The 25526-nt window shown below is 62.1% G+C and carries 24 protein-coding genes, 1 tRNA gene and 1 pseudogene; 12 read left to right on the forward strand and 14 right to left on the reverse strand.

Annotated features, from left to right (window positions below):
• Nucleotides 1–603 precede the first annotated feature (603 nt).
• From NKH29_RS29050 to NKH29_RS29075, 6 genes are all read left to right on the forward strand, one after another.
• Complete coding sequence (locus tag NKH29_RS29050) at nucleotides 604–1866, forward strand: N-acetylmuramoyl-L-alanine amidase (protein WP_353001174.1); 1263 nt, start codon at nucleotides 604–606, stop codon at nucleotides 1864–1866.
• A 214-nt stretch (nucleotides 1867–2080) separates the two neighbouring features.
• Nucleotides 2081–4537 (forward strand): penicillin-binding protein 1A, encoded by a 2457-nt coding sequence (locus NKH29_RS29055; RefSeq protein WP_023717485.1) that lies wholly within the window; start codon nucleotides 2081–2083, stop codon nucleotides 4535–4537.
• A gap of 150 nt (nucleotides 4538–4687) precedes the next feature.
• Nucleotides 4688–5819, forward strand: a protein-coding gene (gene prfB, locus NKH29_RS29060) for a peptide chain release factor 2 (RefSeq protein WP_352496193.1) whose coding sequence is annotated in 2 segments (ribosomal slippage) — nucleotides 4688–4753 and nucleotides 4755–5819 — 1131 coding nt in all. Because the reading frame shifts where the segments join, the coding sequence is not laid out codon by codon here.
• A gap of 473 nt (nucleotides 5820–6292) precedes the next feature.
• Complete coding sequence (locus tag NKH29_RS29065) at nucleotides 6293–6679, forward strand: hypothetical protein (RefSeq protein ID WP_023717488.1); 387 nt, start codon at nucleotides 6293–6295, stop codon at nucleotides 6677–6679.
• Between the two features lie 200 nt (nucleotides 6680–6879).
• On the forward strand, nucleotides 6880–7248 hold the full coding sequence (locus NKH29_RS29070; protein WP_352496192.1) for a GFA family protein: 369 nt from the start codon (nucleotides 6880–6882) through the stop codon (nucleotides 7246–7248).
• Nucleotides 7249–7422: 174 nt separating this feature from the next.
• Complete coding sequence (locus NKH29_RS29075) at nucleotides 7423–8070, forward strand: YiaD family glycine zipper/OmpA-like lipoprotein (protein ID WP_023717490.1); 648 nt, start codon at nucleotides 7423–7425, stop codon at nucleotides 8068–8070.
• 90 nt (nucleotides 8071–8160) lie between these two features.
• On the opposite strand, the gene NKH29_RS29080 is transcribed toward NKH29_RS29075, so the two are convergent.
• Together NKH29_RS29080 and NKH29_RS29085 are read right to left on the reverse strand one after the other, a co-directional pair.
• Nucleotides 8161–8433 carry a DUF2798 domain-containing protein gene (locus NKH29_RS29080; protein WP_023717491.1) on the reverse strand — a complete coding sequence of 91 codons (273 nt, stop codon included), beginning with the start codon at nucleotides 8431–8433 and terminating at the stop codon, nucleotides 8161–8163.
• 48 nt (nucleotides 8434–8481) lie between these two features.
• The gene (locus tag NKH29_RS29085) at nucleotides 8482–9366 is read right to left on the reverse strand and encodes an NmrA family NAD(P)-binding protein (protein WP_023717492.1); all 885 of its coding nucleotides are present in this window, start codon (nucleotides 9364–9366) and stop codon (nucleotides 8482–8484) included.
• Nucleotides 9367–9486: 120 nt separating this feature from the next.
• On the opposite strand from NKH29_RS29085, the pseudogene NKH29_RS29090 reads away from it, so the two are divergent.
• A pseudogene (locus tag NKH29_RS29090) lies at nucleotides 9487–10379 on the forward strand (LysR family transcriptional regulator).
• 444 nt (nucleotides 10380–10823) lie between these two features.
• Nucleotides 10824–12836, forward strand: a complete 2013-nt coding sequence (locus NKH29_RS29095; protein ID WP_353001175.1) for a BTAD domain-containing putative transcriptional regulator — start codon at nucleotides 10824–10826, stop codon at nucleotides 12834–12836.
• Nucleotides 12837–12916: 80 nt separating this feature from the next.
• Here NKH29_RS29095 and NKH29_RS29100 read toward each other — a convergent pair whose 3' ends face one another.
• The 7 genes from NKH29_RS29100 to NKH29_RS29130 form a co-directional block, all read right to left on the reverse strand.
• The gene (locus NKH29_RS29100) at nucleotides 12917–14503 is read right to left on the reverse strand and encodes a DEAD/DEAH box helicase (RefSeq protein WP_353001176.1); all 1587 of its coding nucleotides are present in this window, start codon (nucleotides 14501–14503) and stop codon (nucleotides 12917–12919) included.
• A 190-nt stretch (nucleotides 14504–14693) separates the two neighbouring features.
• Nucleotides 14694–15467, reverse strand: a complete 774-nt coding sequence (locus tag NKH29_RS29105) for an NAD kinase (RefSeq protein ID WP_352492517.1) — start codon at nucleotides 15465–15467, stop codon at nucleotides 14694–14696.
• Nucleotides 15468–15916: 449 nt separating this feature from the next.
• Nucleotides 15917–16675, reverse strand: a complete 759-nt coding sequence (locus NKH29_RS29110) for an MBL fold metallo-hydrolase (protein WP_023717497.1) — start codon at nucleotides 16673–16675, stop codon at nucleotides 15917–15919.
• Nucleotides 16676–16677: 2 nt separating this feature from the next.
• Nucleotides 16678–17742, reverse strand: a complete 1065-nt coding sequence (locus NKH29_RS29115) for an ABC transporter ATP-binding protein (RefSeq protein WP_023717498.1) — start codon at nucleotides 17740–17742, stop codon at nucleotides 16678–16680.
• Nucleotides 17739–18521, reverse strand: a complete 783-nt coding sequence (locus NKH29_RS29120) for an ABC transporter permease (RefSeq protein WP_023717499.1) — start codon at nucleotides 18519–18521, stop codon at nucleotides 17739–17741. The genes NKH29_RS29115 and NKH29_RS29120 overlap by 4 nt, the downstream gene beginning before the upstream one ends.
• A 2-nt stretch (nucleotides 18522–18523) precedes the next feature.
• Nucleotides 18524–19366 (reverse strand): ABC transporter permease, encoded by an 843-nt coding sequence (locus tag NKH29_RS29125; protein ID WP_023717500.1) that lies wholly within the window; start codon nucleotides 19364–19366, stop codon nucleotides 18524–18526.
• 13 nt (nucleotides 19367–19379) lie between these two features.
• On the reverse strand, nucleotides 19380–20486 hold the full coding sequence (locus tag NKH29_RS29130) for a polyamine ABC transporter substrate-binding protein (protein ID WP_031193537.1): 1107 nt from the start codon (nucleotides 20484–20486) through the stop codon (nucleotides 19380–19382).
• 92 nt (nucleotides 20487–20578) lie between these two features.
• Between NKH29_RS29130 and NKH29_RS29135 the strand changes: the two genes are divergently transcribed.
• Nucleotides 20579–21193, forward strand: a complete 615-nt coding sequence (locus tag NKH29_RS29135) for a TetR/AcrR family transcriptional regulator (protein WP_023717502.1) — start codon at nucleotides 20579–20581, stop codon at nucleotides 21191–21193.
• Between the two features lie 6 nt (nucleotides 21194–21199).
• Here NKH29_RS29135 and NKH29_RS29140 read toward each other — a convergent pair whose 3' ends face one another.
• The 4 genes from NKH29_RS29140 to NKH29_RS29155 form a co-directional block, all read right to left on the reverse strand.
• The gene (locus tag NKH29_RS29140; RefSeq protein WP_023717503.1) at nucleotides 21200–21838 is read right to left on the reverse strand and encodes a cupin domain-containing protein; all 639 of its coding nucleotides are present in this window, start codon (nucleotides 21836–21838) and stop codon (nucleotides 21200–21202) included.
• A 107-nt stretch (nucleotides 21839–21945) separates the two neighbouring features.
• Nucleotides 21946–22143 carry a hypothetical protein gene (locus NKH29_RS29145; protein ID WP_084641813.1) on the reverse strand — a complete coding sequence of 66 codons (198 nt, stop codon included), beginning with the start codon at nucleotides 22141–22143 and terminating at the stop codon, nucleotides 21946–21948.
• Nucleotides 22144–22418: 275 nt separating this feature from the next.
• A complete protein-coding gene (locus NKH29_RS29150) occupies nucleotides 22419–22658 on the reverse strand; it encodes a hypothetical protein (protein WP_031193539.1) in 240 nt (79 codons plus the stop codon).
• A 152-nt stretch (nucleotides 22659–22810) separates the two neighbouring features.
• Nucleotides 22811–22886: transfer RNA gene (locus tag NKH29_RS29155), tRNA-Thr, on the reverse strand.
• A gap of 156 nt (nucleotides 22887–23042) precedes the next feature.
• Here NKH29_RS29155 and NKH29_RS29160 point away from each other — a divergent pair.
• The 3 genes from NKH29_RS29160 (at nucleotide 23043) to NKH29_RS29170 (ending at nucleotide 24550) form a co-directional block, all read left to right on the forward strand.
• Nucleotides 23043–23210 carry a hypothetical protein gene (locus NKH29_RS29160; protein WP_023717505.1) on the forward strand — a complete coding sequence of 56 codons (168 nt, stop codon included), beginning with the start codon at nucleotides 23043–23045 and terminating at the stop codon, nucleotides 23208–23210.
• A gap of 43 nt (nucleotides 23211–23253) precedes the next feature.
• Entirely contained in the window at nucleotides 23254–23697 is a 444-nt protein-coding gene (locus NKH29_RS29165) for a BA14K family protein (protein WP_245278519.1), read from the forward strand.
• A 496-nt stretch (nucleotides 23698–24193) separates the two neighbouring features.
• Nucleotides 24194–24550 carry a hypothetical protein gene (locus NKH29_RS29170; RefSeq protein ID WP_023717507.1) on the forward strand — a complete coding sequence of 119 codons (357 nt, stop codon included), beginning with the start codon at nucleotides 24194–24196 and terminating at the stop codon, nucleotides 24548–24550.
• 40 nt (nucleotides 24551–24590) lie between these two features.
• Here the strand turns inward: NKH29_RS29170 and bhcR are convergent, their stop codons facing one another.
• The gene (gene bhcR / locus NKH29_RS29175) at nucleotides 24591–25448 is read right to left on the reverse strand and encodes an HTH-type transcriptional regulator BhcR (RefSeq protein ID WP_352484570.1); all 858 of its coding nucleotides are present in this window, start codon (nucleotides 25446–25448) and stop codon (nucleotides 24591–24593) included.
• Between the last annotated feature and the right edge of the window lie 78 nt (nucleotides 25449–25526).

The raw sequence follows: 25526 nt of genomic DNA on the forward strand, positions 1-25526 counted from the left end.
TGGAACATGGGTGCCGGACAATTGAACGTCCGCCGGCCGCTGCCTGAGCGCCATGGCGGTGCCGCCCGCAGCCGTAGTGGCGCGGTTTGTTGCGGACCTTTCCATGATTGCGCTTGAAGCCATCGTAACCAGCAGAACCTTTTGAACCAAAGCCCGGGAAAAACCGGACCAGCTTGTTTGCTCATACAGAGCCGGCACGGGACAATCCCGGCCGTTTTGCTCACGCAGGCGATTCCCCCGCCACGGGAGCACGCCTGCGAAAATCGTCGCGATCACCGATGCCTTCTTCGCCTGAAGCGAAAGGAGCCGTCTTGCGTCTGACCTGTAGCAGGAAGCTGCGGAGGAGGACGGTTCCAGGATTGCAGTGATCCACCATCGCTTTTATGATTTGGCGGGTTGGAAGGCAACCCCGATTCCCGACGCCGGCAAAAAGCCGTTCCGCAACGGAAGCCCAGGTTCCAAGCCTTCCATGAAAAGGCTTGGTTAACCTTCTCTGGATACCAATCGTTAATCGAGTTCGCGGCCTGCCGGCACTTTGACAAGCAATAGGGCGCTTTGACGAACGATCGGGCATGACGCCAAACAGGAGCGACTGGTAGAAAGATGGGACTGGCAGGCTTCGCAGACAAGGGCCATCATCATGGAGGCTGGTTGTTCCGCACCGCCTGCCTGCTGCCGCTGATCCTGGCTTGCCTGGTCTTTTCGCCACTTTCGCGTGCTGCCGACGTACCGCTCGGCGCCACAAGCTACAAGATGGCCGGCGATGCCACCAAGATGCGCATCGTCATCAATTTCGACCGCGATCCCGACATCAAATGGTTCCTGCTGCGCGGCCCCAATCGTCTGGTCATCGATATGCCGGCCACGAGATTCGCCCTCAATGCCAAGGATGTGAAGCCGCGCGGCCTTGTCCGCGCCGTGCGTTACGGCGGACTCGGCGAGGGGAAATCGCGGCTGATTCTCACCGGCAAGGGACCGTTCGCCGTCGACAATCTCGACGTGCTCAAGAACGATGACGGCAACGGCTACCGCATCGCCATCGACATGTCGGCGGCGTCGCAGCGGGAATTCGATGCAGCGCTCGCCAATCAGGCGCTGACCACCGGTTCGACGGTCTCCGCCGACAAGGCCGGCAGGGTCGGTACCGGGCCGGTCTCCAATCCGGGCCATCGTTTCACCGTCGTCATCGATCCCGGCCATGGCGGCATCGACGGCGGCGCCGAGGGCCTGAACGGTACTGTCGAGAAGAACGTGACGCTCGCCTTTGCCGTGGAACTGCGCGACAAGCTCGCCGCGAGCGGCAAATATGACGTGTTCCTGACGCGCAAAACGGACGAGTTCCTGCGGCTCGACGATCGCGTGCGCATTGCTCGCCAGCATGAGGCCGACCTGCTCATCTCGATCCATGCCGACACGATCAGCCTCAAGGGCATTCGCGGCGCAACCGTCTACACCGTGTCCGACAAGGCTTCCGATCCCGAGGCACAGGCGCTTGCCGACCGTGAAAATCTTTCCGACCAGTTCGCCGGCATGGAGATCAAGGACGACAGCAAGGAAGTGACCGATATCCTGATCGACCTGATCCGCCGCGAGACGCATAATTTTTCGATGAGCTTCGCGCACACTCTTGTCGGCCAGCTTTCCACCAGCGTCGGTCTGATCAACAACCCGCAGCGTTCTGCCGGCTTCAAGGTGCTGAAGGCGCCGGACGTTCCGTCCGTGCTGGTCGAACTCGGCTATCTGTCGAACGCCAAGGACGAAGCGCAGTTGCTCAGCGCCGATTGGCGCAACAAGGCGACCCAAAGCATAACCAACGCCGTTGCACTGTTTGCTTCGGCCAAGAGCGGAACGGGGGCCGGAGGCTGAAATGCCCGCCGGCGCCCACAACCTGAGGCAGCGTTGCACGGCGACAACACCCTGTGCTTTTATTTCCGGCATTCGAAACCGAAATTCCACGCTGCCGTATTTTGCCCACATGGTCGCGACATGGCTTTTGCGATTACGGGTTGGGATCGTCCCGAAAGCTTGCGCGAAGGGCGGCTTCGTTTAGGAAATTCCCGAACCAAGGACTGGAGCGGGTATGATTCGTCTCATTGGCTATTTCTTCGGCATCGGCACGACGCTGGCCCTTTTGGTCGCGGCGGGCGTGGCGATCTATATCGGCCATCTGTCGAAGGACCTGCCCGACTACGAGGTGCTGGCCAAATACGAGCCGCCGGTAACGACCCGCATCCACGCGTCGGATGGCGCGCTGATGGCCGAATATGCGCGCGAGCGGCGGCTTTATCTGCCGATTCAGGCGATCCCGGATCGAGTCAAGGCGGCCTTCCTGTCGGCCGAGGACAAGAACTTTTACAATCATCCCGGCATCGACGTGACCGGCCTTGGCCGCGCCATTGTCGTCAACCTGCAGAATCTTGGCTCGGGAAAGCGCCAGGTCGGCGCCTCGACCATTACCCAGCAGGTGGCGAAGAACTTCCTGTTGTCTTCAGACCAGACCTACGAGCGCAAGATCAAGGAGATGATCCTCGCCTTCCGCATCGAGCAGGCCTATTCGAAGGATCGCATTCTCGAGCTCTATCTCAACGAGATTTTCTTCGGTTTCGGTGCCTATGGCGTCGCCGGTGCTGCGCTCACCTATTTCGACAAATCGGTGAACGAGCTCACCGTGGCCGAGGCTGCCTATCTTGCCTCTCTGCCGAAGGGGCCGAACAACTATCATCCCTTCAAGCATGCCGATCGCGCCTTGGAGCGCCGCAACTGGGTCATCGACCAGATGGTCGAGAACGGTTACGTCACCCATGAAGAAGGCGAGAAGGCCAAGGCCGAGCCGCTCGGCGTCACGCCGCGCCGCACCGGCAACTATCTCTTCGCCGGGGAATATTTCACCGAGGAAGTGCGTCGCCAGATCATCGCGCGCTACGGCGAGAATGCGCTCTACGAGGGCGGCCTTTCCGTCCGTACCACGCTCGATCCGAAGATGCAGTTGATTGCCCGCAAGGCCATGCAGAACGGTCTCATGAAGTTCGATACGCTGCGCGGCTACCGCGGGCCGGTCACGAGCATCGATGTTTCCGGCGACTGGGGCGTGCCGCTGGGCAACGTCAAGCGACTGGAGGACGTGCCGGAATGGTCGCTTGCCGTCGTGCTCGATAGCTCGGCCACCGGCCTGTCCATCGGCCTGCAGCCGACGCGCCAGATCTCCGGCGAAATCGTCAAGGACCGCCTCGAAGGCACCGTCAGCAAGGAAGACATGAGCTTCGCCATGCGCCACGTGGTCGACGGCAAAACCGTCAAGGCGAAGTCGCCGGCCGACGTGCTGAAGCCGGGCGACGTGATTTTCGTGCAGAGGAACGACGGCTCGGACAACAGCTACAGCTTGCGCCAGGTTCCCGAAGTGGAAGGCGGCCTGATCGCCATGGATCCGCATACCGGACGCGTCCTGGCCATGGTCGGCGGTTTCTCCTATGCGCAGTCGGAGTTCAACCGGGCGACGCAGGCCATGCGCCAGCCGGGGTCGTCGTTCAAGCCGATCGTCTATTCGGCCGCCCTCGACAATGGCTATACGCCCGCCTCTGTGATCATGGACGGGCCGATCACCATCCAGAGCGGCAACACGACCTGGACGCCCAAGAATTACGACGGAACGGTGGCCGGTCCGGCGACCTTGCGCTCCGGCATCGAGAAATCGCGCAATCTGATGACGGTGCGGCTTGCCAACGACATGGGCATGAAACTGGTCGTGGAGTATGCCGAGCGTTTCGGCGTCTACGACCATCTCGCGCCGTATCTGCCGATGGCGCTGGGTTCCGGCGAGACGACGGTGATGCGCATGGTATCGGCCTATTCGATCATGGCCAATGGCGGCAAGTCGATCAAGCCGTCGCTGATCGACCGCATCCAGGACCGCTACGGCAAGACCGTCTTTAGGCAGGACGAACGCGGCTGCTCAAACTGCAACGCCGCAGAATGGCAGAACCAGCCAGAGCCGGAGTTGGTCGACAATTCCGAGCAGGTGCTCGATCCGATGACCGCCTACCAGATCACATCGATGATGGAGGGCGTCGTTCAACGCGGTACCGGCGCCACCATCAACGAACTCGGCCGTCACATCGCCGGCAAGACCGGAACGACCAATGACGAAAAGGACGCCTGGTTCATCGGCTATACGCCGAACCTCGTTGTCGGCCTTTATATGGGCTACGATCAGCCGAAAGGTCTTGGCAAGGGCGCGACCGGCGGCGGCCTTGCTGCGCCGATCTTCAAGGATTTCATGCGCGTAGCGCTGGACGGCACGCCCAATGTCGACTTCAAGGTTCCCGAAGGCATGAAGCTGATTGCGATCAATCGCAAGACCGGCATGCGGGCCAACGAGGGTGACGCCGGAACCATCATCGAAGCCTTCAAGCCGGGTACCGGTCCCGCCGACAGCTATTGGGTGATCGGCATGGGTGCGGACGGCTCCAACGCCACCGGCGGGGCGCTGTCGCCGCAGGCCAACCAGGCTATCCAGTCGGGCGGCGGCGGGCTCTACTGACAATCGTTACATCCGGTCGGGCCGGCTTGACGATCATGGTCGAGCCGGCCCATCCCGCTTTACAGGGGCCGGTGCTTTACAGGGGACATTGCCGTCCCTATGTATCGCGCCACCAAACCGCCATTCAGCAACAGGACAGAACAGCCAGCCATGCGCGCGGAAACGCAAAATATTGTCGACGAGATCAGGCAGGCGATCACCCTGCTGAGGAGGCATCTTTGACTGGGACCAGGCCATAAAGCGGCTTGAGTACCTGAATGTCCGCGCCGAGGATCCGAGCCTCTGGAACGAGCCGTTGGAAGCGCAAAAGCTGATGCGCGAGCGTCAGGGCCTCGAGGAAGGCATTGCCGCGGTCAAAGGCCTCACCCAGGCTCTGGAAGACAATATCGGCCTGATCGAGCTTGGCGAGGAAGAGGGCGACGAGGGCGTCGTCGCGGAGGCCGAGGCGGCGATCCGCTCGATGCGCGGCGAGGCCAAGGCGCGCCAGATCGAAACGCTGCTGTCGGGCGAGGCGGACGCCAACGATAGCTATCTGGAAGTCCATGCCGGCGCCGGCGGCACCGAAAGCCAGGACTGGGCCTCGATGCTTCTGCGCATGTATACGCGCTGGGCCGAGCGCCGCCGCTTCAAGGTCGAGGTGCTGGAAGTGCATGACGGCGAAGAGGCCGGCATCAAGTCAGCCACGCTGCTGATCAAGGGCCACAACGCCTATGGCTGGCTGAAGACGGAATCCGGCGTGCATCGTCTCGTGCGTATTTCGCCCTATGACAGCAATGCGCGCCGCCACACCTCCTTCGCCAGCGTCTGGGTCTATCCCGTCATCGACGATACGATCGACATCGACGTTTCCGAATCTGACGTCCGTATCGACACGTATCGTTCTTCGGGATCGGGCGGCCAGCATGTCAACACCACCGATTCGGCGGTCCGCATCACCCATCTCGCCACCGGCATCGCGGTTGCCTGCCAGGCGGAGCGCTCCCAGCACAAGAACAAGGCCAAGGCCTGGGAAATGCTGCGCTCGCGGCTTTACGAGGAAGAGCTGAAGAAACGCGAAGCGGTGGCGAACGCCACCGAAGCGTCGAAGAGCGATATTGGCTGGGGCCACCAGATACGGTCCTACGTGCTGCAGCCCTATCAGCTGGTGAAAGATCTGCGCACCGGCGTCGAGAGCACCAGCCCGTCGAGCGTGCTCGACGGCGACCTCGACGATTTCATGGAGGCCTCGCTGTCGCAGCGCATCGAGGGTGGCGCCGGAGAAACGGTGGCCGACATCGACTGAAGGCGGGCACCAACCCGGCAATTTCAGTCCATCACGCGAGAGTTACGGCCACGGCGCGAGAGTGACGAGTTCTCAGCTTGAACTTACCTGTCGTTCTACAACTTTGTTTTTCATCAGAATTTCCAAAATCGATTTCCGCTTTTGACGCGAATGCTTCGAGCCTGCCGGTGCCGAGCCCGGAACCACTGCGAGCCGAATTCCGTTATTGGCAACCCTCGCTGCCGGGGGTGATCGTACCAGTCTCGTCAACCCGGCCGGCAGGCTGGTTCCGGCCGCAGAGGTCGGCGTTCGGTTTGCGACAGCAATTCCTTGCGCCGACCAAGGAATCAGCCCAGCATCCAAGCGCTGGGGAGGAAAAAAGCATTTATGGCCGGGCGCGGCGTATCTGCGACCTGACGATCCGGCCACTGGGAAGACACGTTCCGGGAACGGGCAAGCGAGATGCTTGACAACCGTTGATAGGAACTGCGCCCATGCCTGCTCTTACAACCAGACCGGCCCATGCCGTTCACACGGCGCGCCGATTTCTGAATTCCCTTGTCGCGGCAGTGGTTTTGATAGCTGCCGCGATGCCATTCGCGGCGCCTGCTCTGGCGCATGATGCCAAGCCGACCGCGGCGATGCCGCAAGGCTGGAGCTATCCGTTCTCCTGCTGCTCGGGCTATGACTGCCGCGAGGTTGCGCCGATATCTATCGGCGAGCGCCCCGAAGGCTATGTCATCAAGGGGACAGGCGAAGTCGTGGCCTATAGCGACAAGCGCATCAAGAATTCGCCCGACGGCGCATATCACTGGTGCTCGGTCGCCGGCGCCAATGACGGAAAGACCATCTGTCTGTTCGTGCCGCCATCGTCCTATTGATGCATGTCGCCCCCAAAAGCTTGCCCTTGGGCTTGACCCGAGGGTGTGCAGGGTTTTTGGGATCGACACGCCCTCGATTGGGTTACAACACTTTTGAAACTGCGCATTGCAGACGACAGATCTGCTGACGGAGAGTTGTCAGGAGCGTTTCTTTATGGTGCCTTGCCGTAGGGGCGGCAGGCATTGTGAGGGACTAATCCATGACCATCAAGGCAAGCTGCCACTGCAAGGCGACGACGTTCGAGGTTTCGCAAGCGCCGCAGACGGTGACGCGATGCACCTGTTCCTTCTGTTCGAAACGCGGGTCGTTGTGGGCCTATTACACGCCATCGCAATTCAGACTTACCAGCCCGCCGGAGAATGTTTCGTTCTACCGATGGGGATCGAAAACCATAAAACACGGTTTTTGCGCCACCTGCGGCTGCGGCACCTTCACCGAAACGCCGGACTGGTCGACGGGCGAGCCGAATTTCGACAATCCGAAGATCAGCGTGAATTCGCGGCTGTTCGACCATTTCGATCTCGACAAGGTCGAAGTGGTGGTCATCGACGGCAAGAACCTCTGGTAGACGGTCGAATTGCGGTGGTCGCGCGAGCCGCTGGCAGCCGGGTGGAATGAGCCGGGGAAAGCCGCCGCAGCGGCTTTTGCTGGTCCGCTTTTCGCCGCATTTCATGTTACAAGTCGCTGGAAGGGCTGATGCGGTGCGCCATTGCGCGGCCGTGGTATGGAGAGGGACCACCATATGAAAAAGATTGTGCTCGCCGTCGTGGCGACGGCTGTGCTCGTGAGCGCATGCACCACCGATCCCTACACCGGGGAGCAGAAGGTTTCCAACACCGCTGCCGGCGCCGGTCTGGGAGCGTTGGCTGGTGCCGGGCTCGGCATGCTTGCCGGCGGCAACGACCGCCGCAACGCGCTGATCGGCGCCGGCATCGGTGCGCTTGCCGGCGGCGCCATCGGCGCCACCATGGACCAGAACGAGGCCGAACTGCGCCGGCAGCTTGAGGGCACCGGCGTCAGCGTCACCCGCACCGGCGACCAGATCATCCTCAACATGCCGTCCGACATCACTTTCAACGTCGACCAGGATGCGGTGAAGGCTGGGTTCTATCCGGTGCTGAATTCGGTTGCCCTTGTGCTGAAAAAGTTCCGGCAGACCACCGTCGACGTGTTCGGCCACACCGACTCGACCGGCGGCGACGAGCACAATTTCGACCTGTCGCAGCGCCGCGCCCTGGCGGTCGCCAACTATCTGTCCGGGCAGGGCGTCGATTCCCGCCGCTTCGCCGTCACCGGCTTCGGCAAGACGCGTCCGATCGCCTCCAACGCGACCGCTGCCGGCCGGGCTCAGAACCGCCGCGTCGAGATCCAGCTGTCGCCGCTCACCTGAGGCAAGCGCATGAACCGAGAGCGGCTCCGTACGGGGCCGCTCTAATGGTTATGCCGGACCGCCGGCCGCCGGCGCGCTGCGTTTGTGATATCAGGACCGGGCCGGCTGATCGACAATCGCGGCAACGATCCGGCGCACGATCGGAAGCACAATCAGCAGGCTGGGAAACGCAACAAGCCATGAAGCGCCCCATGCATAGCTCCAGGCCGCAATAAACCCGTCCGTCCAGCCTGCGCCGATTGCCGTCGAAACCGCCGAGACAATCGAGGACATCAGAATCGAAAGAACCAACGGCATCACCACCGCGCCGTAGGAGGGCGGCAGCTTTCTCAATTTGAAGGCTCGGTCCGGTGATGCTTGCATCGAAATCTCCTAATCAGAAAGTGTGCGTAAGCGTTATTGTGAGGACGATCAGGCGGCATGTGCCACCGGCAGCGCCAATTCCCGAATGAAGCTTCGCAGCGAACGCGGCTCGCGGCCAAGCGCGGCGCGCAACGCCAGGCTGTTCCCGCCGAGGCCGTATTTGGCGTAGTGGCTGTGTACTTTGGCCAGCATCTGCAACTGCCGGTCGGTATAGGGAAGGCGGGCTTTCGCCGCCCAGTCCTGAAATGTCGGCTCGCCTGCTGAAACCGGCCGGCCAAGCGCCTCGCTCATCATGGCAACGACCTCTTCGCGGCTGTGCATACCGTCGGCGCACAGCTCGAGGGTCGCATAGGACAAACGCGTTTCGGTCAGTGCGATCGCTGCCACTTCAGCCACGTCGCGATAGTCGACGCGGGCCAGCTTCGCCGTCTTTGGAAACGGCTCGGCGAAAACGCCATGCTCGACGATGGACGGCCAGGCCGCCGCGATATTTTGCATGAAATTGGCCGGGTGCAGAATGGTGTATTCCATGTTCGTCGAATAGAGGGCGGCTTCGACCGGTACCTTGCTTGCGTGGTTCTCCAGCCTCGTGTTGGTGGGCTGGATCACCGATGAGAAGACGAATTTCCGAACGCCTGCACGCGCCGCTGCCTCAACCATGGCAACCCCCATGGCGGCTTCGTCGGGAGCAAAGGCCGGTCCGATGTGGAAGACACCGTCGACACCTTCGACGGCCTGTTCAACGCTTTGATGGTTGCGCAGATCCCCGATCGCGATCTCGGTTGCGCCGGCTTTCCGGGCTTTTTCGGCAGCCGCGGCGTCACGAACAAGCGCTCTAACCCTGGCATTGCGGCGGGCGAGTTCAGGCACCACCAAACCGGCAACGCGGCCTGCGGCGCCTACGACCAGGACGGTTGGACTGGGTGTTCGCATGACGATCTCCTTCCCTCGAGTCTGCCTTTCGGCCTGTGCAGGGAAGATAAAATCTAGCGAACTGCGTTACAATTGATCGATGTGGCGATAGTTTATCCCGATTTTCGGGAGAAATACGCGATGAGCCGGATAGATGATTTCGAAGCCTTCATTGCCATTGTCGAGCATGGCAGCCTGACGGCTGCCGCACGCCGGCTGAACCGCTCACTGCAGTCGGTCAGTCGGTCTTTGGCGACATTGGAGGAATCCATCGGGGTCGAGCTTCTGCACAGGACGACGCGCCGCTCGACGCCGAGCGAAGCCGGTGCGGCCTTTTTCCAACGCATCAAGCCCGCCATCGGGGAAATAAACGAAGCCAGGCTTCAGGCGGCCAACCGACGATCCGAGCCGTCCGGCATCCTGCGTGTGAGTGCCCCGGTTCTGTTCGGCCCGGATTTCCTGATGCCGGTCATCGCCGACTATATGCGGACATATCCCCAGGTTGAGGTTGACCTCCAGCTTTCCGATGAATTTGTCGATCTGGATGCCGTGGGTCTCGATCTGGCGGTCCGGATCGGCGATTTGCCGGATTCCAGTCTACGGGCGAAGCGGCTGGGGGCGCTGCGCGCGTCGTGTTCGGCGCACCTGCCTACTTTCGACAACACGGCCGACCGGCCCATCCGCTTGAATTGCGTGAGCATGAATGCATCGTACGAACCGTTGACGGCCGCCCGGGCGAATGGATGTTTCAGATTGAAGGCAAGCCCCGGCCGGTGAAGGTCGCGGGTACCTTCCGGTCGAATTTGATGATATCGATCTATGCAGCCGCGGTTCACGGCTTGGGTTTGGGCTACTCCCCGCTTTGGCAGGTAAAACACCTGGTGGACGATGGCCGCCTGGAGCTGGTTCTGACCGAATTCGAGCCGGTGCCGGTGCCGATACATGCCGTGTGGCCGGAAGGCAGGTCGTCCTCGGCCAAAGTACGCGCTTTTCTGGACCTGTTGGCATCTCGCCTGGAACTCAGGAACCTTTAGGGCCCAAACCAAACTGAGCGCCGATCTTACCTCATCGATATCAAGTTCGTGATCAGAACTGCCTTGACGGCGTCGGGTGCTGGTTGATGGACCTCCAAATGTCCGATGTCGTTCAGCTGATCGATCGTCAAATCTGCCAGTGCCCTGCGTCTTACGGCGGTCCGCCGCCATCTCGTGAAGACAGCGATCATCATTGCTGCGCTTTTCAAGCCAGACCCAAGCAAGCGTTTGGACATGCCGCGGGCGGCGCGAGTTTCCGTGTGAGCCATTGTTTTGGTCTCCCATTTCGAGTTTGCGGATGGGAGCGTGCCACGCAGGCGTTTTCGGGCTGTTCGGCTGTGTGTGAACAATTGGGAGGAGTCCGACGATCCGCCGTTAAATCGGTGTTAAATCGATCCACCGAGATGCTATTCTGTCGCCGCGGTCAAAGTCTGGAGACGATTTGTGCGCATCCGGTTGCTTGGTGGCCTGGAGGTTACTTCCCCGGAGCGCCGGCCCGTCCGGTTCGCCACACGCAAGACTTCGCTTCTTTTTGCTGCTCTGGTTCTCGCAGGCCGCCGCGGCCATCGTCGCGAGCAGCTTTCCGAAGCCTTTTGGCCGGGGCGAAGCAATGGGCAGGCCCGCAATAGTTTGCGTCAGGCGCTGGTCGACATCAGGCGCACGTTCCCCGCCAGCTCGGATGCCACCGTCTACATCGATGGGGATCAGGAAACCATCGCGCTTATTGCCGGTCCGGATGAGGCGGACATCTCGATCTTCGACCGGAAGCTGGAGGAGGGCCGGACCACTGATCTCGCCTTCGCCGCCGATCTGTACCGCGGTGAGCTGCTTGCCGGGCAAGCCATTCCTGACGAACTGGACGAGTGGTTTAGACCTTATCTGAGCAAGTATCAGCGCAAAGCGCTGCAGTTGGTCGATCGGCTGAGCCTGGCGCTGCCCGCACCCGGCTCAGCGGAAGAGACGGCCTGCGAAGGGCTCGCGGAGAGATTGCTCGCCCCGGATCCGACGGCGGAGGCGGCCCATCGGGCGCTGATCCGCATCCACGCTCATCGAGGTCACGAAAACGCCGCCTTACGCCAGTTCGAGCTGTGTCGGGCAGCTTTGAAAAAACATCTGGATGCAGAGCCTGAGGAGCAGACAAGCTCGCTGGCGGCTTCTCTGCAGTCCCGTGAACGACCTGAACGTCCGCGGCCGGAGCCAAGCTCCGGCGTCGCATCACTGGCGCAGGTTCTGGCGGCCCCGACGAGGCGCGACGACCACCCATCGATAGCGGTGCTGCCGTTTCAGAATCTAAGCGGTGATATGGAGCAGGAATATTTTGCCGACGGTATGGTGGAAGACATTGTCACGGCCTTGGCTCACTTTCGTCACCTGTTCGTAGTCGCACGGAATTCGAGCTTCACCTACAGGGGACGGTCCGTAGACATAGAGCAGGTCGGGCGTGAGCTGGGCGTGCGCTATGTGGTCGAGGGAAGTGTTCGCCGGGCTGGCGACCGCCTGCGCATCGCCGGGCAGCTCATCGACACCTCGACAGGGGCCTATCTCTGGGCCGACCGTTTTGACGGAGCGCTCGCCGAAGTCTTCGATCTGCAGGACCAGGTCGCCTCGAGCATTGTCGGCGCAATCACACCGAAAATGGAGGAGGCTGAGATCGAGCGTGCCAAACGCAAACCGACTGAAAGCCTCGACGCCTATGACTACTATCTCCGCGGGCTGGCGGCCTTTGACCGGACGATCACTAGTAGGTCGGCCATTGACGATGCCTTGCGCCTCTTCATGAAGGCGATCGACGGTGACCCGGAGTTTGCCGCAGCCTATGCGCGGGCGGCGCGGTGCTATGCTACCCGAAAAAGCAACGGCTGGATGGTCGACCGCGCGAAAGAGAATGCCGAGGCTACTCGACTGGCCAGGAGAGCGGTCGAACTCGGAAGGGACGATGCGATTGCGCTTTCCTTCGGTGGATACGTGCTCGGCTACGTAGGTGGCGACCTTGACGACAGTGCGGCTTGCATCGATCGCGCGCTCGTTCTCAACCCGAATCTAGCGGCCGCGTGGGGCCTAAGCAGCTGGGTCAGGGCTTGCTTTGGCGAGCCAGGCAAGGCCGTCGAGCACGCCGCGCTTGCCATGCGCCTAAGCCCATTGGATCCACGCCTGTTCGCTTGGCAATTCAACACCGGGCTCGCTCATTTTTGTGCCGGCCACTACGATGACGCCGCCACTTGGGCGGGAAAGTCGCTGCGGTACCAACCGAACTACGTGAGCGCGATGCGTGTAGTGGCGGCGAGTCATGCCCTTGCGGGGCGCCTGTCGGAAGCGCAGCAGATGATGGCCCGGGTCTGCGAGCTCGATCCCTCGCTGCGGCTTTCGAATCTTGCCGAGGTGCTGCCGCCGTTTTATCGACCGGACGATCGCAGCAGGTACATCGAAGGCCTTCGCAAGGCGGGCCTGCCGGACTAACGCCATCTCAGCGTGAGGCGAGGCCGTCTTATGCCGGCTTCGTGCTTCGCGCGTCGGCGGGACGCGCGAGCGCTGTGGTATCAGACCTTGGCGACGATCCGCATGAAGGCCGGCATGTCGTCGCCGAAGCCCACGGTCGCGTCATTGTCTTCCTGGCGCTGACGGGCAGGGCGCTCGCGCTGTGGCCTGGTATCGCCGCGTTCCGGCGCGCGCCGTTCGTTGCGATCGGGCGAAGCGTTCCGTTCAGGTGAAGCTTGGCGCTCGCTGTTTTCCGAGCGGATCGCCTCTTTGCGGGTACGCCGCTCGCCGATGTCGGCGACCGCGGCTTCGGCCACGACCGGCTGTTCCTCGCCCACCGCTTCCGGCGTAGCTTCCTCGCCACGTTTGGCGTGGCGCTCGCGCGGCCTGCGCTCCTTGGTGTCGTCCTTGCGCCCGGCGCGGCGTGGCGCACCACGGCCACGGCGGGGGGCCTCATCCTCGCCGCCCTCGCTGGCGACAACCGTCGACAGGTCGCCGTCATGCCACTCGATCTTGGTGCCGATCAACCGTTCGATGGCGTCGATGTATTTGGTGTCCGACTTGGTCGCGATGGTGAAGGATTTGCCGGAGCGTCCGGCGCGGCCGGTGCGGCCGATGCGGTGGACATAATCCTCGGCGTGGATCGGCACGTCGTAGTTGAAGACATGGCTGACGTCGGGAATGTCGAGGCCGCGCGCCGCGACGTCCGAAGCAACGAGATAGCGCAGCTTGCCGTCACGGAAATTGGCCAGCATCTGCATGCGCGCGCGCTGGTCCATGTCGCCATGCAGGGCGCCGGCGTCGAAATCATATTTCAGCAGCGAGCGGAACAGCTCCGACACCTCGACCTTGCGGTTGCAGAAGATGATGGCGTTCTTCAGCTCGGCATCCTCGGCCTTCATCAGATTGCGCAGCGTCTCGCGCTTGTCCCAAGGCTTTGGCCCGGATTTCACCAGCCGCTGGATGATGTTGGTGGCGGCGGACGCAGCCTTCGACACTTCGACGCGCACCGGCGCGTGCAGGAATTTCTCGGTGAGCTTGGTGATCTCCGGCGGCATCGTCGCCGAGAAGAACAGCGTCTGCCTGGTGAACGGGATCATCTCGCAGATACGCTCGATGTCGGGGATGAAGCCCATGTCGAGCATGCGGTCGGCCTCGTCGATGACGAGGATCTCGACGCCATTGAGCAGGAGCTTGCCGCGCTCGCGATGGTCGAGCAGGCGGCCGGGGGTCGCGATCAGCACGTCGGCGCCGCGCTCGAGCTTCTTGTCCTGCTCGTCGAAGGACACGCCGCCGATCAGCAGCGCGATGTTGAGCTTGTGGTTCTTGCCGTATTTGACGAAGTTTTCCTCGACCTGCGCGGCTAGCTCGCGCGTCGGCTCGAGGATCAGCGTACGCGGCATGCGGGCGCGGGCGCGGCCCTTTTCCAGCCGGGTGAGCATCGGCAGGACGAACGACGCCGTCTTGCCGGTGCCGGTCTGGGCAATGCCCAGCACGTCCTTGCCGAGCAAGGCGTGCGGGATAGCACCAGCCTGGATCGGCGTCGGCTCGGTGTAGCCGGCATCGGTAACTGCGGAAAGGACCTTCGGCGACAGGCCGAGGTCTGCGAAGGTCAACGCTTCTTGAGCGATCTGGGTGTCTGAGGACAAGTTTGGCTGTCTTTGGCTGGTTCGGGGGCGCAACATAAGCAGTCGCGGCAAGCGCCGCGCGCCTGCAAGATTGGTATTGCAGGTAGGCGCAAGCCTACGATTTGTCAACACAAACGGGCGGCATTGGCGCGATTGTGAAGTCGTAACCTTAATCGCGATGCTTAATTTGCGCAGTGGCTGCCGCGCCGGCTCAATAGCGGAACTGTTCGGCGAGAATGCGCTCGTTCCACGAATGGTTGGGATCGAACAGCAGCGTCGCCGTTGCGGTCGGCGATTCCCTCACCGTGACCGTCGTCACCGCCTTGACCTCGGTGTGGTCGGCGGCGGCATTCACGGGCCGCTTTTCCGGCTCCAGAATGTCGAAACGCACGATCGCCTTGTTGGACAGCAGCGCGCCGCGCCAGCGGCGCGGACGAAACGGGCTGACCGGGGTCAGCGCCAGCAGCGGAGCGTCGAGCGGCAGAATCGGCCCGTGCGCCGACAGATTATACGCGGTCGAGCCGGCCGGCGTCGCAATCATAACGCCGTCGCAGTGCAATTCCTCCAGCCGCTCTTGCCCATCCACGGTGATGCGGATCTTGGCGGTCTGGTAGGACTGGCGCCAGAGCGCGACCTCGTTGATCGCCAGCGCCGAAATCGTCTCACCCTCCGCCGTTACCGCCTGCATCTCCAGCGGACGGATCGTTTCGGCGACCGCAGCTGCGATGCGCCCGGTCAAGCCGCTGGCGCGGTATTCGTTCATCAGGAAACCGATGGTGCCACGGTTCATGCCGTAGACCTTCTTTCCAGTGCTCATCGTCTCGCGCAGGGTCTGTAGCAGAAAGCCGTCGCCACCGAGCGCCACGACGATCCCGGCATCCTCGACGGATGCCTGGCCGTAGCGTGCCGAAAGGCTTTCCAGCGCTGCATTGGCGTCGGCTGTACCGGATGAAACGAAGGCGAAACGGCTGGCGGTTTTGCTCATGGCTCTCAACGACAACCGATTGGCAACGACCGATTGGTGGCGACCGGTTGCGGGGTCGCGCCAGCGCCGGGTTAGCATGGGCGGGCATTTCTGCAAAGGGAGGGAGGTGTCTTGAGATGGCGGCCAAACAGGGCGCACTCGCGCATCATGTCGGGGGACAAAATGATGTGATGGTTAAGACCTGCCTTAAACTCTCGTAAAGCCGTATCGATCATGTTAGCCGGCAGTGGATGGGCGGCGTGGGGCTAACCAGTCGAGGCCGATCTATTGCCGCTGGCACGCTTGATTATCGTCTTCCTGATGCTGGCAAGTTTTGCCCTGGCTTTCGCGGAACTGGTGCGTCAGTCGGAGGAAAAGAGTTTTAGACCCGAGCCCACGGCCTCACGCTGCGGCGACGCGGCGGGCACACCCTGCCCGCAAAGGGCGCTTTGACGCTACAACGCTAGTCCCTATCGGGCGAGCAGATGGCAGCCGGCCTGGCGCTTCTGCGCGAGATACTCGTCGACAAGCTGGCGATAGCGGATTTTGCCGAAGCTCGGGAAATGGCCGCCATGCACGACCGAGACATCGAGATCGCGCATGCGCAGCAGCGTTTCGACATAGTCGTCGATATCGGAGTGATAGACATCGTCGATCAGCGGGCCGTCATAGATGATGTCGCCGGAAAACAGGATGCCCGTCCTGTTTTCGTAGAGCGCAATGCCGCCGGGTGAATGGCCGGGCGTATGGATGACCTCGAAGGTACGGTCGCCAAGATCGACGATGTCGCCTTGTTCGAGCAACCGGCCGGCTGGTGCGGGTAGGATCCGGTAGCGATTCGTGTCCCAGCCTTGCGGCATGCCGTCGAACATCTCCTCGGTGGCATAGCGGTCGGCAACCGTCCATTCGTTGCGCGGGTCGGCGAGGATCTCGGCCTCGGCCGGGTGCACGCAGCGGTCGGGAAATTCGTGATGGCAGCCGATATGGTCGAAATGCGTGTGGCTGGCCACGCAGGTGAGCTTGCGTTCCGTGACCAGCGGTACGTGGCGGCGCAGGCTGAAATGGCCGAGGCCCGTGTCGAACAGCAGGTCGCGGTCGCGGCCCCGCACATGCCAGATGTTGCAGCGGAAGAACGGCTTGATCCACGGCTCGTGGATCAGCGTCACGCCATCGCCCATGCGGATGCTTTCGTACCAGTGGCCGGCGTCGATGATTGGAAGCGTGCTCATGTTCAGTCCGCAAGCAGGATGACGTCGCCAGCATCGCACGATACGGCGACAACGTCGCCCGGCTGGACGGCCGATGCGGAGGGGACCTTGGCGATGAAGTGCAACGCCGGGTCGGTCGTGGAGGTTCCCAGCACGCGCTTGAAGCTACCCTGGAAGACGACGTCGCTGACCTTGGCCATGCCAAGCGCTACAGGGCCGCTGGCAGCGCCGAGGACAAGATGCTCAGGCCGGACGGCCAGCGCAACCGTCGAGCCGGCCGGCAATGTGCCAGCCAGCGAGAGCGACCCAAGCTTCGTGGTGACGGTGATTTTGCCGCTCTTCGCCTCGGTCACTGTTCCGGAAATCAGCGTGCTTTCGCCCATGAAGGTCGCGGAAAAGCGCGTCGCCGGCCGTGCATAGACGCGCTCTGGTGGCCCTTCATCCTCGATGCGCCCGTCATTCATCACCACGCAATGGTCGGCCAGCGCCATCGCCTCTTCCTGGTCGTGGGTGACGTGGATGAAGGCGGTGCCGACACGCTTCTGGATCGCCTTCAACTCGTCCTGCATCTGCCGGCGCAATTTGAGGTCGAGCGCACCGAGCGGCTCGTCGAGCAGGAGCACCGCCGGCTCGACCACCAGGGCGCGCGCCAGTGCCACGCGCTGCCGCTGCCCGCCGGAAAGCTGGTGCGGCTTCTTGTCGAAGGCGGTGGCGAGGCCAACCAGCGCCAGCGCCTCGCGCGCCCTTGCTGCCCGGGTTGCGCCATTGACACCCTGCATGCGCAGGCCGAAGCCGACATTGCTGCCGACGCTCATATGTGGGAACAGCGCATAGTCCTGGAACACGGTCGTCGTCGGCCGCTTCGCCGGTGGTACTGCGGTGCAGTCCTCGCCGCGGATCAGCACCTTGCCTTCGCTCGGCATGACGAAGCCGCCGAGAATGGACAAAAGCGTCGTCTTGCCGGAGCCGGACGGCCCAAGCAGGATCGTGTAGCTGCCCGGCTCGATCGTCAGCGAGACGTTCTTCAGCACCGTGTGCTGGCCGAAGCGATGCGAGACAGAGCTTATATCGACCAGTGGCGCCGTCATGCCGGCTTCCTCCGCAACAGCATCAGTTCGAACAATACCACCAACACGATGGAGACGGCGAAGACCAGCGAGCCGACGGCGTTGGTCTTGGGATTGAGACCGGAGCGCAGCAGGTTCCAGATCTCGACAGGCAGCGTCGTGTCGAAGCGCGTCAACAGGAACGAGATGACGAATTCGTCCCAGGAGAAGGTCATCGACAGGAAGAAACCGGCGAAGATCGCCGGCGCCATCACAGGCACGGTGATCAGCAGCAGCACCTTCCATTCGGGCGCGCCGAGGTCGCGCGCGGCGCGCTCGATATTGATCTGGTGGTCGCCCATCTGACTGTAGACGATGGCAAAGCACAGCGGCAGGTTGATCACGACATGGCCGATGCCGGCGGCAAGAAGCGACTTCGGCACGCCGGCCCAGTTGAACAGCACCAGCAGCCCCATGCCGATGATGAGATAGCTGACGGTCAGTGGCAGCGTGATCAGTCCACGCATCAGGCCCGAGCCCGGCAAGGCGAAGCGTGCAAAACCCCAGGCCGAGAGAAAGCCGAGCGTGACGGCGACAGCCGAAGAGAGGACGGCAACCAGCAGCGAGTTGACCAGCGCCGAGGTGAGCCGCGTATCGGCGAGCACGGCCTCGTACCAGCGCAGCGACGGCCCGGTGAAGGGCGGGATCGGAAACGACGTCGCCTGCAGCGAAAACAGTATCAGCACAACCACCGGCAGGAAGATGAAGCCGTAGATGGCGATGGCGTAAAGGCCGGAGACGAGGCGGATGAGAGCGCGCATGGTCAAGCCCGCTCGATCTTCAGCCAGCGGGCGCAGGCGAGATAGGCGATGGTGACGACCGCCATCAGGATGATCGACAGCGCCGAGGCGAGCGGAAAGTCGCCGCGCCGGCCGATCTGCATCATGACGAGCTGCGGCATCAACAGCTCATTGTTGCCGCCGAGGATCTGCGGTGTGATGTAGTCGCCGATGCACAGCACAAAGGTGAGGAAGGCGCCGACCATGATGCCAGGCAGCGTCAGCGGCAGAACGACATGCAGGAATGTCCGGATCGGCCCGGCGCCGAGGTCGGCTGCGGCCTTGCGGTAGCTGGGGCTGAGCTGCTTCAGATTGGCGAAGATCGTCAGCGTCAACAGCATGACGAAGAAATGCACGAAGCCGGTGACGGTCGCTAGCCGCGTATTGGCAAGCTGCAGCGGTTCGCTGAACAGCCCGGAGCCGGTCAACGCGCGGTTGACGACGCCGTTCTGCGCCAGCACCAGCAGCCACGAATAGGAACGCACGACATAGGAGGTCCAGAACGGCAGCACCGCCAGCATCAGCGCCAGCCGCTGCCAGCGCTCCGGCACCTGCTCGGCCAGGATCCAGGCGAAGGGATAGGCAAGCAGCACCGAGATCACGGTGACGATGGCCGTGACCTGCAGCGAATTCACCATCGCCTGCCAGTAGGATGGATTGGCAAAAAACTGGCTGTAGTTGGATAGCGTGAAGCCGCCGCCTTCATGCGCCGTCAGGCTGGATACCGCCATGGCGACGAAGGGCAGCACGAAGAACAGCAGCGTCCAGCCGAGCGCCGGCGTGACCAGCGCCCAGGGTAGGGCACGCCCGCTGCTGGCGGAGTTCACGACCGGCAGCCGGTCATTGCGCCTGCAGCATTTCGGTCCAGACGTCCTGCATCTTCTTGTCGAGATCGGCATTCGGCGCCGGATAGGATTGCGCGCGGGCGAGGAATTCCTCCTGCTCGTCGAAGCGCAGGATCTTCTTCTGCTCGTCGCTCAGCGCCGCCTTGGTGTTGGCCGGCATGCCCCAATAGCAGGACGAGGTGGCGAGCCGCGCCTGGCCTTCGGGGCTCATAATGTACTGGATGAATTTAAGTGCCAGGTTCTTGTTCTTGGAATCCTTGAACATTGCCAGCGACTGCGACCACAGCACGGCGCCTTCCTTCGGGATCGAGAAGTCGAGCGCCGGGTTTTCCTTGGCCAGCCCCGCCGTCACCCATTCGCCACCTCCGACCAGTATGTCGACCTCGCCGGTCGCCAGCGCTGTCTGGCTGGCGGTCACTTCGCCGACCAGCTTGGCATTGGCCTTCATTTTGAGCAGCTGTTCCTTGATGGCGGGAAGGTCGGCTTCGGTCAGTTCCGCCGTCTTCTTGCCGATCGCCAGGGCGGCCATGCCGATGACCGGCAGGTAATAGTCGTAGATGGCGATCTTGCCTTTGTATTTATCGCCGGTCAGCGCCGCCATCGACTGCATGTCGGCCGGGTCGACTTTGGTCTTGTTGTAGCCGATCGTGTTGTACCCGAACTTTTCGGTGATGCCGTAGCGCTTGCCGTCGACCACGGTGGAGCTATCCATCTTCACCTGCGGAAACAGGTCGGCCAGCGGCAGCTTGTCTTCCGGCAGTGGCTCGAACAGGCCTTTTTCGACGCCGCGCGGTATGTCGATGCTGTCGATCACCATCACGTCCCAATCGCCGGGCTGCGATTGTTCGACGATCGCCAGGCCAGCGCCGGTGCCTTCGAACTCCTTGACATTGACCCTGACGCCGTTGGCCTCCTCGAAAGGCTGCAACAGCGCCGGATCGGCGTGATCGCACCAGATCAGCGCGTTGAGGTCCTGCGCCTGAGCGAGGCTGCCCGTCGCCAGCAGCAGTGCCGCCGCGGCACATGCGCTGTGGAGATGGCTCTTCAGAACCGAAATCGTATTCCTGGTAGTTGGATTGGGGGTCTTTGGATTGATGGACATCGAGTGTTCTCCCTTGCCTTTTTTGGCTTGTGGCAAAAAATTGAACCAATTCTAAAATTGAGTCAATTCTGTTTTTGTGGCAAACAGCCGCTATGAGCGGATTGCGGGCAAGGCAGAAGGCGGATCGGCACCGCCGCATCATCGAGGCGGCGGCGGCGCTTTTCCGCGATGCCGGTTATGAAGGCGCCAAGATCGAGACGATTGCCGCGCAGGCTGAAGTCTCGGTCGGCACGATCTACAATTATTACCAGAACAAGGGCGACATCCTCGGCGCCATCGTTTCGATGGAGGTCAACGAAGTGCTCAATGCCGGGCGCGGCGTGGTGGCCAACCCGCCGGCCAATGTCGGCGACGCGCTGGACACACTGCTCGGCATCTATATCGAGCATTCGCTGCATTATCTCAGCAAGGAGATGTGGCGACAGGCGATGGCGATCTCGACGCAACTGCCGGACAGCCCGTTCGGCCAGGCCTATACCGCGCTCGACCGGGCACTGACCGAGCAGATCCGTGCGCTGATCGCCCGCCTGCAGGCGCTCGGCCTGGTGCGCCGCGACATCGATGGACACGCCTTGGGCGAACTGGTGTTCAACAACATGAACATGATGTTCATCGAGTTCGTGAAGCGCGACGGGGCGAGGATGGCCGAACTGCGCACTGCGATACGGCGGCAGAATAGGATATTGGTGGCGGCGATTGGGGTTTGACTGCAGTCACCCAGCCGAAAGACCTGCCCGAGCGAGGGCTTCGGGCGCCGGCGTGACGTGCCCGTGCGGCTTGCAATAGCCGGGGTCGATCGCGCGATAGCCGAGCAGATGGCCGAGTGGCGCCAGGATCCCCAGCGCCACTCGCTGAATCGCAGGTGGCGGGTGCGTGAAGACGATAACGTCGGCAAATTCCCTGGCGATGACCGCCGCCTGAAGCGGCGAAGGCCTGCCTTTTTTGTCCACCTTGCCGGCATTGGCCAGGCCGAAGAGCATGCCAATCAGCAGCTCGAAACGGTTCGGGTCGATATCGTCCGCACCCGGCGCCCGGTCGACTTCGACCAGGACATGCGCTTCTTCGGTTTTGCTGCTGTTCCACCAATCATGTGCGACGCCTGCTTCGATCGCGGCGGATTGGCCAGGCCCCAGAGACAAAGTCTTCCCGGCGATGCAAGCATCGAGCCGGCCGCCGAGGACGGTAAACCGTTCCGTCAGGTTCGGGTGGAAGTGCTCGCCCACCACTGCGGCTCCCGGCCGAGCGGTCAGATGGGCGATGCCTGGCCCATCTCCGCGGTCTTCCGTGCCACGCAGGATGACAGCATATTCGCCGGTCACCTTGTTCTCGTAGACATCTCCACAGCGTGACATGGATCAGCTCGTGGGTTCATAGCATCAGCGCCGCCAACTATACGGTTGAAGGCATGGTGCTTCAACGCCTACAGGCGCCGACGTTCTGTTAACACAGGCGCGACGCCCTACCGAACATGCTTTGGAGGCCGCGCTCGCGGAAACGGCACGACCGTCAACGGCGCCTTGCGGAATTCTGCGATGGCTATTTCTTCAATCAGCGCGTCGAGGGCCTCGTTGACGCGCCGGCTCGTTTCATCCGCGCCGCAGAGGCGGTTTTGTGCGCACTCCAAAAGCTCGCGCGCCGCGGCGAAATCGCTTCGCATGACAACACCCTTTGGTTTTTGGCCCGCCGCACCGACATTGTCGGCGCGCTTAATTGAGCGAGTGCTAATATACACAGGAGCAATTTAATCGAATGGTACGAGATGGCCGAGGCCGGGAGAGCGGGCCGAAATGACGGCTCTGCAACGGCGAAGACACGCCCGGGCTCAGCGTTTCCAGATATGAGATGCTAGCTCGTTGTCTGGCGACAGATTTTGCCAGCAATTTCACGGAAGTTTCTGGTGACCCGACGAGGACGGTCCCGACACGTACGCCCCTAGTACGATCTTGGGCGGCTTAGATATTCTCTGGCGGCGGCAATCTGGCGTCGATGCTCGCGGAGGAAAGCCGCGCCGAAACAAATCGCAAAGGCCAGTACGGAAAGGCTTGTCGTTGCTCTTGATGCTGGATCGGGATCGGGACTTATTAGGAAACGGAAACCAAGCGCGAAGGCGAAGACGATAAGGCCGCCAAACATACCGTTGATGAAGGGGGCGGTCGTGCGTTTCTGCTCCAACGAAGACTCCTAGGTTTTCCGCTAGGGAACTATGGTTTCCGCTAGGGAATATATGCGTTGAAGCTGATGTGCTACCGATCTGACGGCCCCGGCCTGTGGATATCGGGGACGAGCAGATATCAAGCGCCCCCGAGGTCTCAAGAAGCCCGCACTGGTGCCCCCGGACGGAATCGAACCGCCGACCTTCGGTTTACAAAACCGCTGCTCTACCAGCTGAGCTACAAGGGCACGGCGCTCGGGTTAGCATATTTGCTGCGCCAGTAAAGACAAAACTCCGTTTTCGGCTGCCGCGACCGCGCCGGTTCTGCCGCCAGGGCGTCCTGAAAACGGCCAATTCGCTTCCTATATTGACCGAAGGTGCAATCGCATCAGCGAGGCTGTCGCATGATCAGGTTTGTCATCATTCTCCCGCTCGTCGTCGTGGCCTGGGTTCTCCTGGTGAAGCTCGTCAGGGATCTGAAGCGCGCCAATATCGACTGGACCGGCGTCACCACCATCATCGGCTTCATCGCGCTCGCCTTCTGGCTTCGCCATATCACCGGCATGGGCTGAGGTCTGCCGATTGTTCCGGTGAACTGTCGACCGGCGACTGTTCGTGGTCGCGGCCGACGCATCAGGCCGGGCGATTTCTCCCTTCGAGAAAAAATCCAAAAAGATCTTCGAACCTTTTTCCTTGTTGCGACGACTGACGGTCAAGAGGCGGTGGGTCGCCTCTCACAACAAGGAGATCGTCATGTTCAAACGCACCATCGTTTCCGGCCTCGTCGCCACCACCGTCGCCGCCGCCATGCTGGTTGGTACGGTTCAGCCTTCGGCCGCCCATCACAAGCACTACAACAAGCACCTCGGCATCGGCATTGCTGCAGGTGTCGGCGGCTTCCTGCTCGGCAGCGCGCTCGCCCAGCCGCGCACCGTCTATATCGAGGAAGACGGCGGCTCCTGGCATGTCCGGCGCTGCCTCAATCGCTACCAGAGCTACGACCCGTACTCGGACACCTATGTCGGGTACGACGGTTATCGCCATCGCTGCCACCTTTGAGAGCCACTACCGCCCGTTTTGAGAGGAGGTGACCGTTCAGGCAACCGGAAGAAGGGGCATCCCACCGCCCCTTTTTCTGTATGTCTGAGTTCCTATTCGAATGGTCGACTGCCAATGTCGGCATAGCTCATCATTTTTGAATTGGGCGCCGTCGACGAAACTGCCAATCTCCCCCCTTGCGGGGGAGATGCCCGGCAGGGCAGAGGGGGGTGCTGCCCCGCACTACTTGTCAATAGATGACAGTCAAGCCTACGCCAATTCCCAGTTGGAGTGGCTGAACATCGACGTCGGCGATCCTTCGCACCCCCGTCTGTCCTGCCGGACATCTCCCCCGCAAGGGGGGAGATTGGATTGCCGCACGGCTTTCGCCAATCGCCAACACTGAAAACTGCCTTATCCCGCCGTTCGGCTCTTGCCGATGTACAGGGGTTTCCCAGCAGCCTAATCTACAAGCCGAACAGCAATCTACTGCCGAGCCGAAACAGGGAGAGGGCGCTTGGGCGAGCACGATCCGAACGAAGAGCCGATCGAGACGATTTTCCGCAACGGCACAATCACCACCGTCGGCATCCTGCTGGCGTTCTCGCTGGGCTTCATCACGCATTGGGCCGCCAACCCGATACCATGGGAAATCTATCACCTGGCCGCCGTCGTGCCGATTTTGATCGGCATTGCCCTGCAGATACGAGCGCTGCGGTTGCTGCTCGACATAACGTGTCTACAACGGCGCGTTTATGAACGCGCCAATCGCATCTTCATTGCCGGCCTCATCTTCACCGCCTGCGGAGTTGGGCTGGCGATGCTGCTTGATTTCTACGACCTATCGACCAAGAGCGCGGTGCCCGGGGCCTAGCTCTGGCCATCCTGGCAGATGTCGCACCATTCGGCGCTGGTCAGCGCTGCCATGCGCTCGGTTCGCTGCCAAGGCCGGGAGGGGTCGGCAGGCCGCCGATCATCCTCGTCACCTCCGCAGCTGCATCGCGCACCAACGGGCCGATCTCGGCCAGCCGTTCCGGCGTGACCCGCACCGTCGGCCCGGAGACTGAAACGCCGCCAATCGGCTCGCCGAACTCGTTGAAGATGGCGGCGGCAACGCAGCGCATGCCCGGATGCCGCTCCTCGTCGTCTACTGACCAGCCGCGCAGCTTGATCGTCACCAGGTCGCGGGCGAGAGCCGAGATGTCGGACAGCGTGTTTTCAGTGAAGCGCTCCAGCCCGGCCCGGCGCAGGATAGTGGCGACGCGCTCCGGCTCGAGATGCGCCAGCACCGCCTTGCCGATGCCCGAGGCGTGGAAAGAACTGCGCGTGCCCGGCCGGAAGAAGGCGCGGATCGCCTGGTGCGTCTCGACCTGGCTGACGAAGACGACGCAATCGTCCTCGGCGACACCGAGATTGGCGGTCTCGCCGGTCTTCTCCATCAATTCCTGCATGACGATGCGGGCGCGATCGACCAGCTTGCGGCGGCGCAGGAACGCCGCGCCCATGCGATAGGTCTCGACGCCGATCGACCACAGCTGGTCGGTGCCGTCGAACTCGACCATGCCATGGTTCTCCAGCGTCGTCAGCATGCGGTAGGCGGTGGATGCCGGCAGACTGGAGCTGGCGGCGATCTCGCTCAGCGACAGGCCACTGCCGTCGGCCACGATTGCCAGGATGCGAAGCGCCCGGTCCAGCGACTGCACCGAAGCGGCCTCGGACGGTCCGTTGAAGGCGCGCGGCCGGCCGCGCTGGCGTTTTTCGGTGGTTTCCATGGATCCATTCTTCCCCTGTTCGCCCAAGCAAGCAATGAAAAAGTTTTTCATCGATTTGCGAAGCGAATTCATGGAAAA

The organism is Mesorhizobium sp. M1295, assembly GCF_040318135.1.
Lineage (GTDB): Bacteria > Pseudomonadota > Alphaproteobacteria > Rhizobiales > Rhizobiaceae > Mesorhizobium.

Coding starts and splice junctions, on each gene's coding strand:
- NKH29_RS29140 (WP_023717503.1), bottom strand. CDS start 21,838: ATGTCACGCTGTGGAGATGTCTACGAGAACAAGGTGACCGGCGAATAT.
- NKH29_RS29080 (WP_023717491.1), bottom strand. CDS start 8,433: ATGCAAGCATCACCGGACCGAGCCTTCAAATTGAGAAAGCTGCCGCCC.
- NKH29_RS29145 (WP_084641813.1), bottom strand. CDS start 22,143: ATGCGAAGCGATTTCGCCGCGGCGCGCGAGCTTTTGGAGTGCGCACAA.
- bhcR (WP_352484570.1), bottom strand. CDS start 25,448: ATGGAAACCACCGAAAAACGCCAGCGCGGCCGGCCGCGCGCCTTCAAC.
- NKH29_RS29120 (WP_023717499.1), bottom strand. CDS start 18,521: ATGCGCGCTCTCATCCGCCTCGTCTCCGGCCTTTACGCCATCGCCATC.
- NKH29_RS29065 (WP_023717488.1), top strand. CDS start 6,293: ATGCCTGCTCTTACAACCAGACCGGCCCATGCCGTTCACACGGCGCGC.
- NKH29_RS29110 (WP_023717497.1), bottom strand. CDS start 16,675: ATGAGCACGCTTCCAATCATCGACGCCGGCCACTGGTACGAAAGCATC.
- NKH29_RS29115 (WP_023717498.1), bottom strand. CDS start 17,742: ATGACGGCGCCACTGGTCGATATAAGCTCTGTCTCGCATCGCTTCGGC.
- NKH29_RS29160 (WP_023717505.1), top strand. CDS start 23,043: ATGATCAGGTTTGTCATCATTCTCCCGCTCGTCGTCGTGGCCTGGGTT.
- NKH29_RS29070 (WP_352496192.1), top strand. CDS start 6,880: ATGACCATCAAGGCAAGCTGCCACTGCAAGGCGACGACGTTCGAGGTT.
- NKH29_RS29135 (WP_023717502.1), top strand. CDS start 20,579: ATGAGCGGATTGCGGGCAAGGCAGAAGGCGGATCGGCACCGCCGCATC.
- NKH29_RS29130 (WP_031193537.1), bottom strand. CDS start 20,486: ATGTCCATCAATCCAAAGACCCCCAATCCAACTACCAGGAATACGATT.
- NKH29_RS29075 (WP_023717490.1), top strand. CDS start 7,423: ATGAAAAAGATTGTGCTCGCCGTCGTGGCGACGGCTGTGCTCGTGAGC.
- NKH29_RS29085 (WP_023717492.1), bottom strand. CDS start 9,366: ATGCGAACACCCAGTCCAACCGTCCTGGTCGTAGGCGCCGCAGGCCGC.
- NKH29_RS29105 (WP_352492517.1), bottom strand. CDS start 15,467: ATGAGCAAAACCGCCAGCCGTTTCGCCTTCGTTTCATCCGGTACAGCC.
- NKH29_RS29055 (WP_023717485.1), top strand. CDS start 2,081: ATGATTCGTCTCATTGGCTATTTCTTCGGCATCGGCACGACGCTGGCC.
- NKH29_RS29050 (WP_353001174.1), top strand. CDS start 604: ATGGGACTGGCAGGCTTCGCAGACAAGGGCCATCATCATGGAGGCTGG.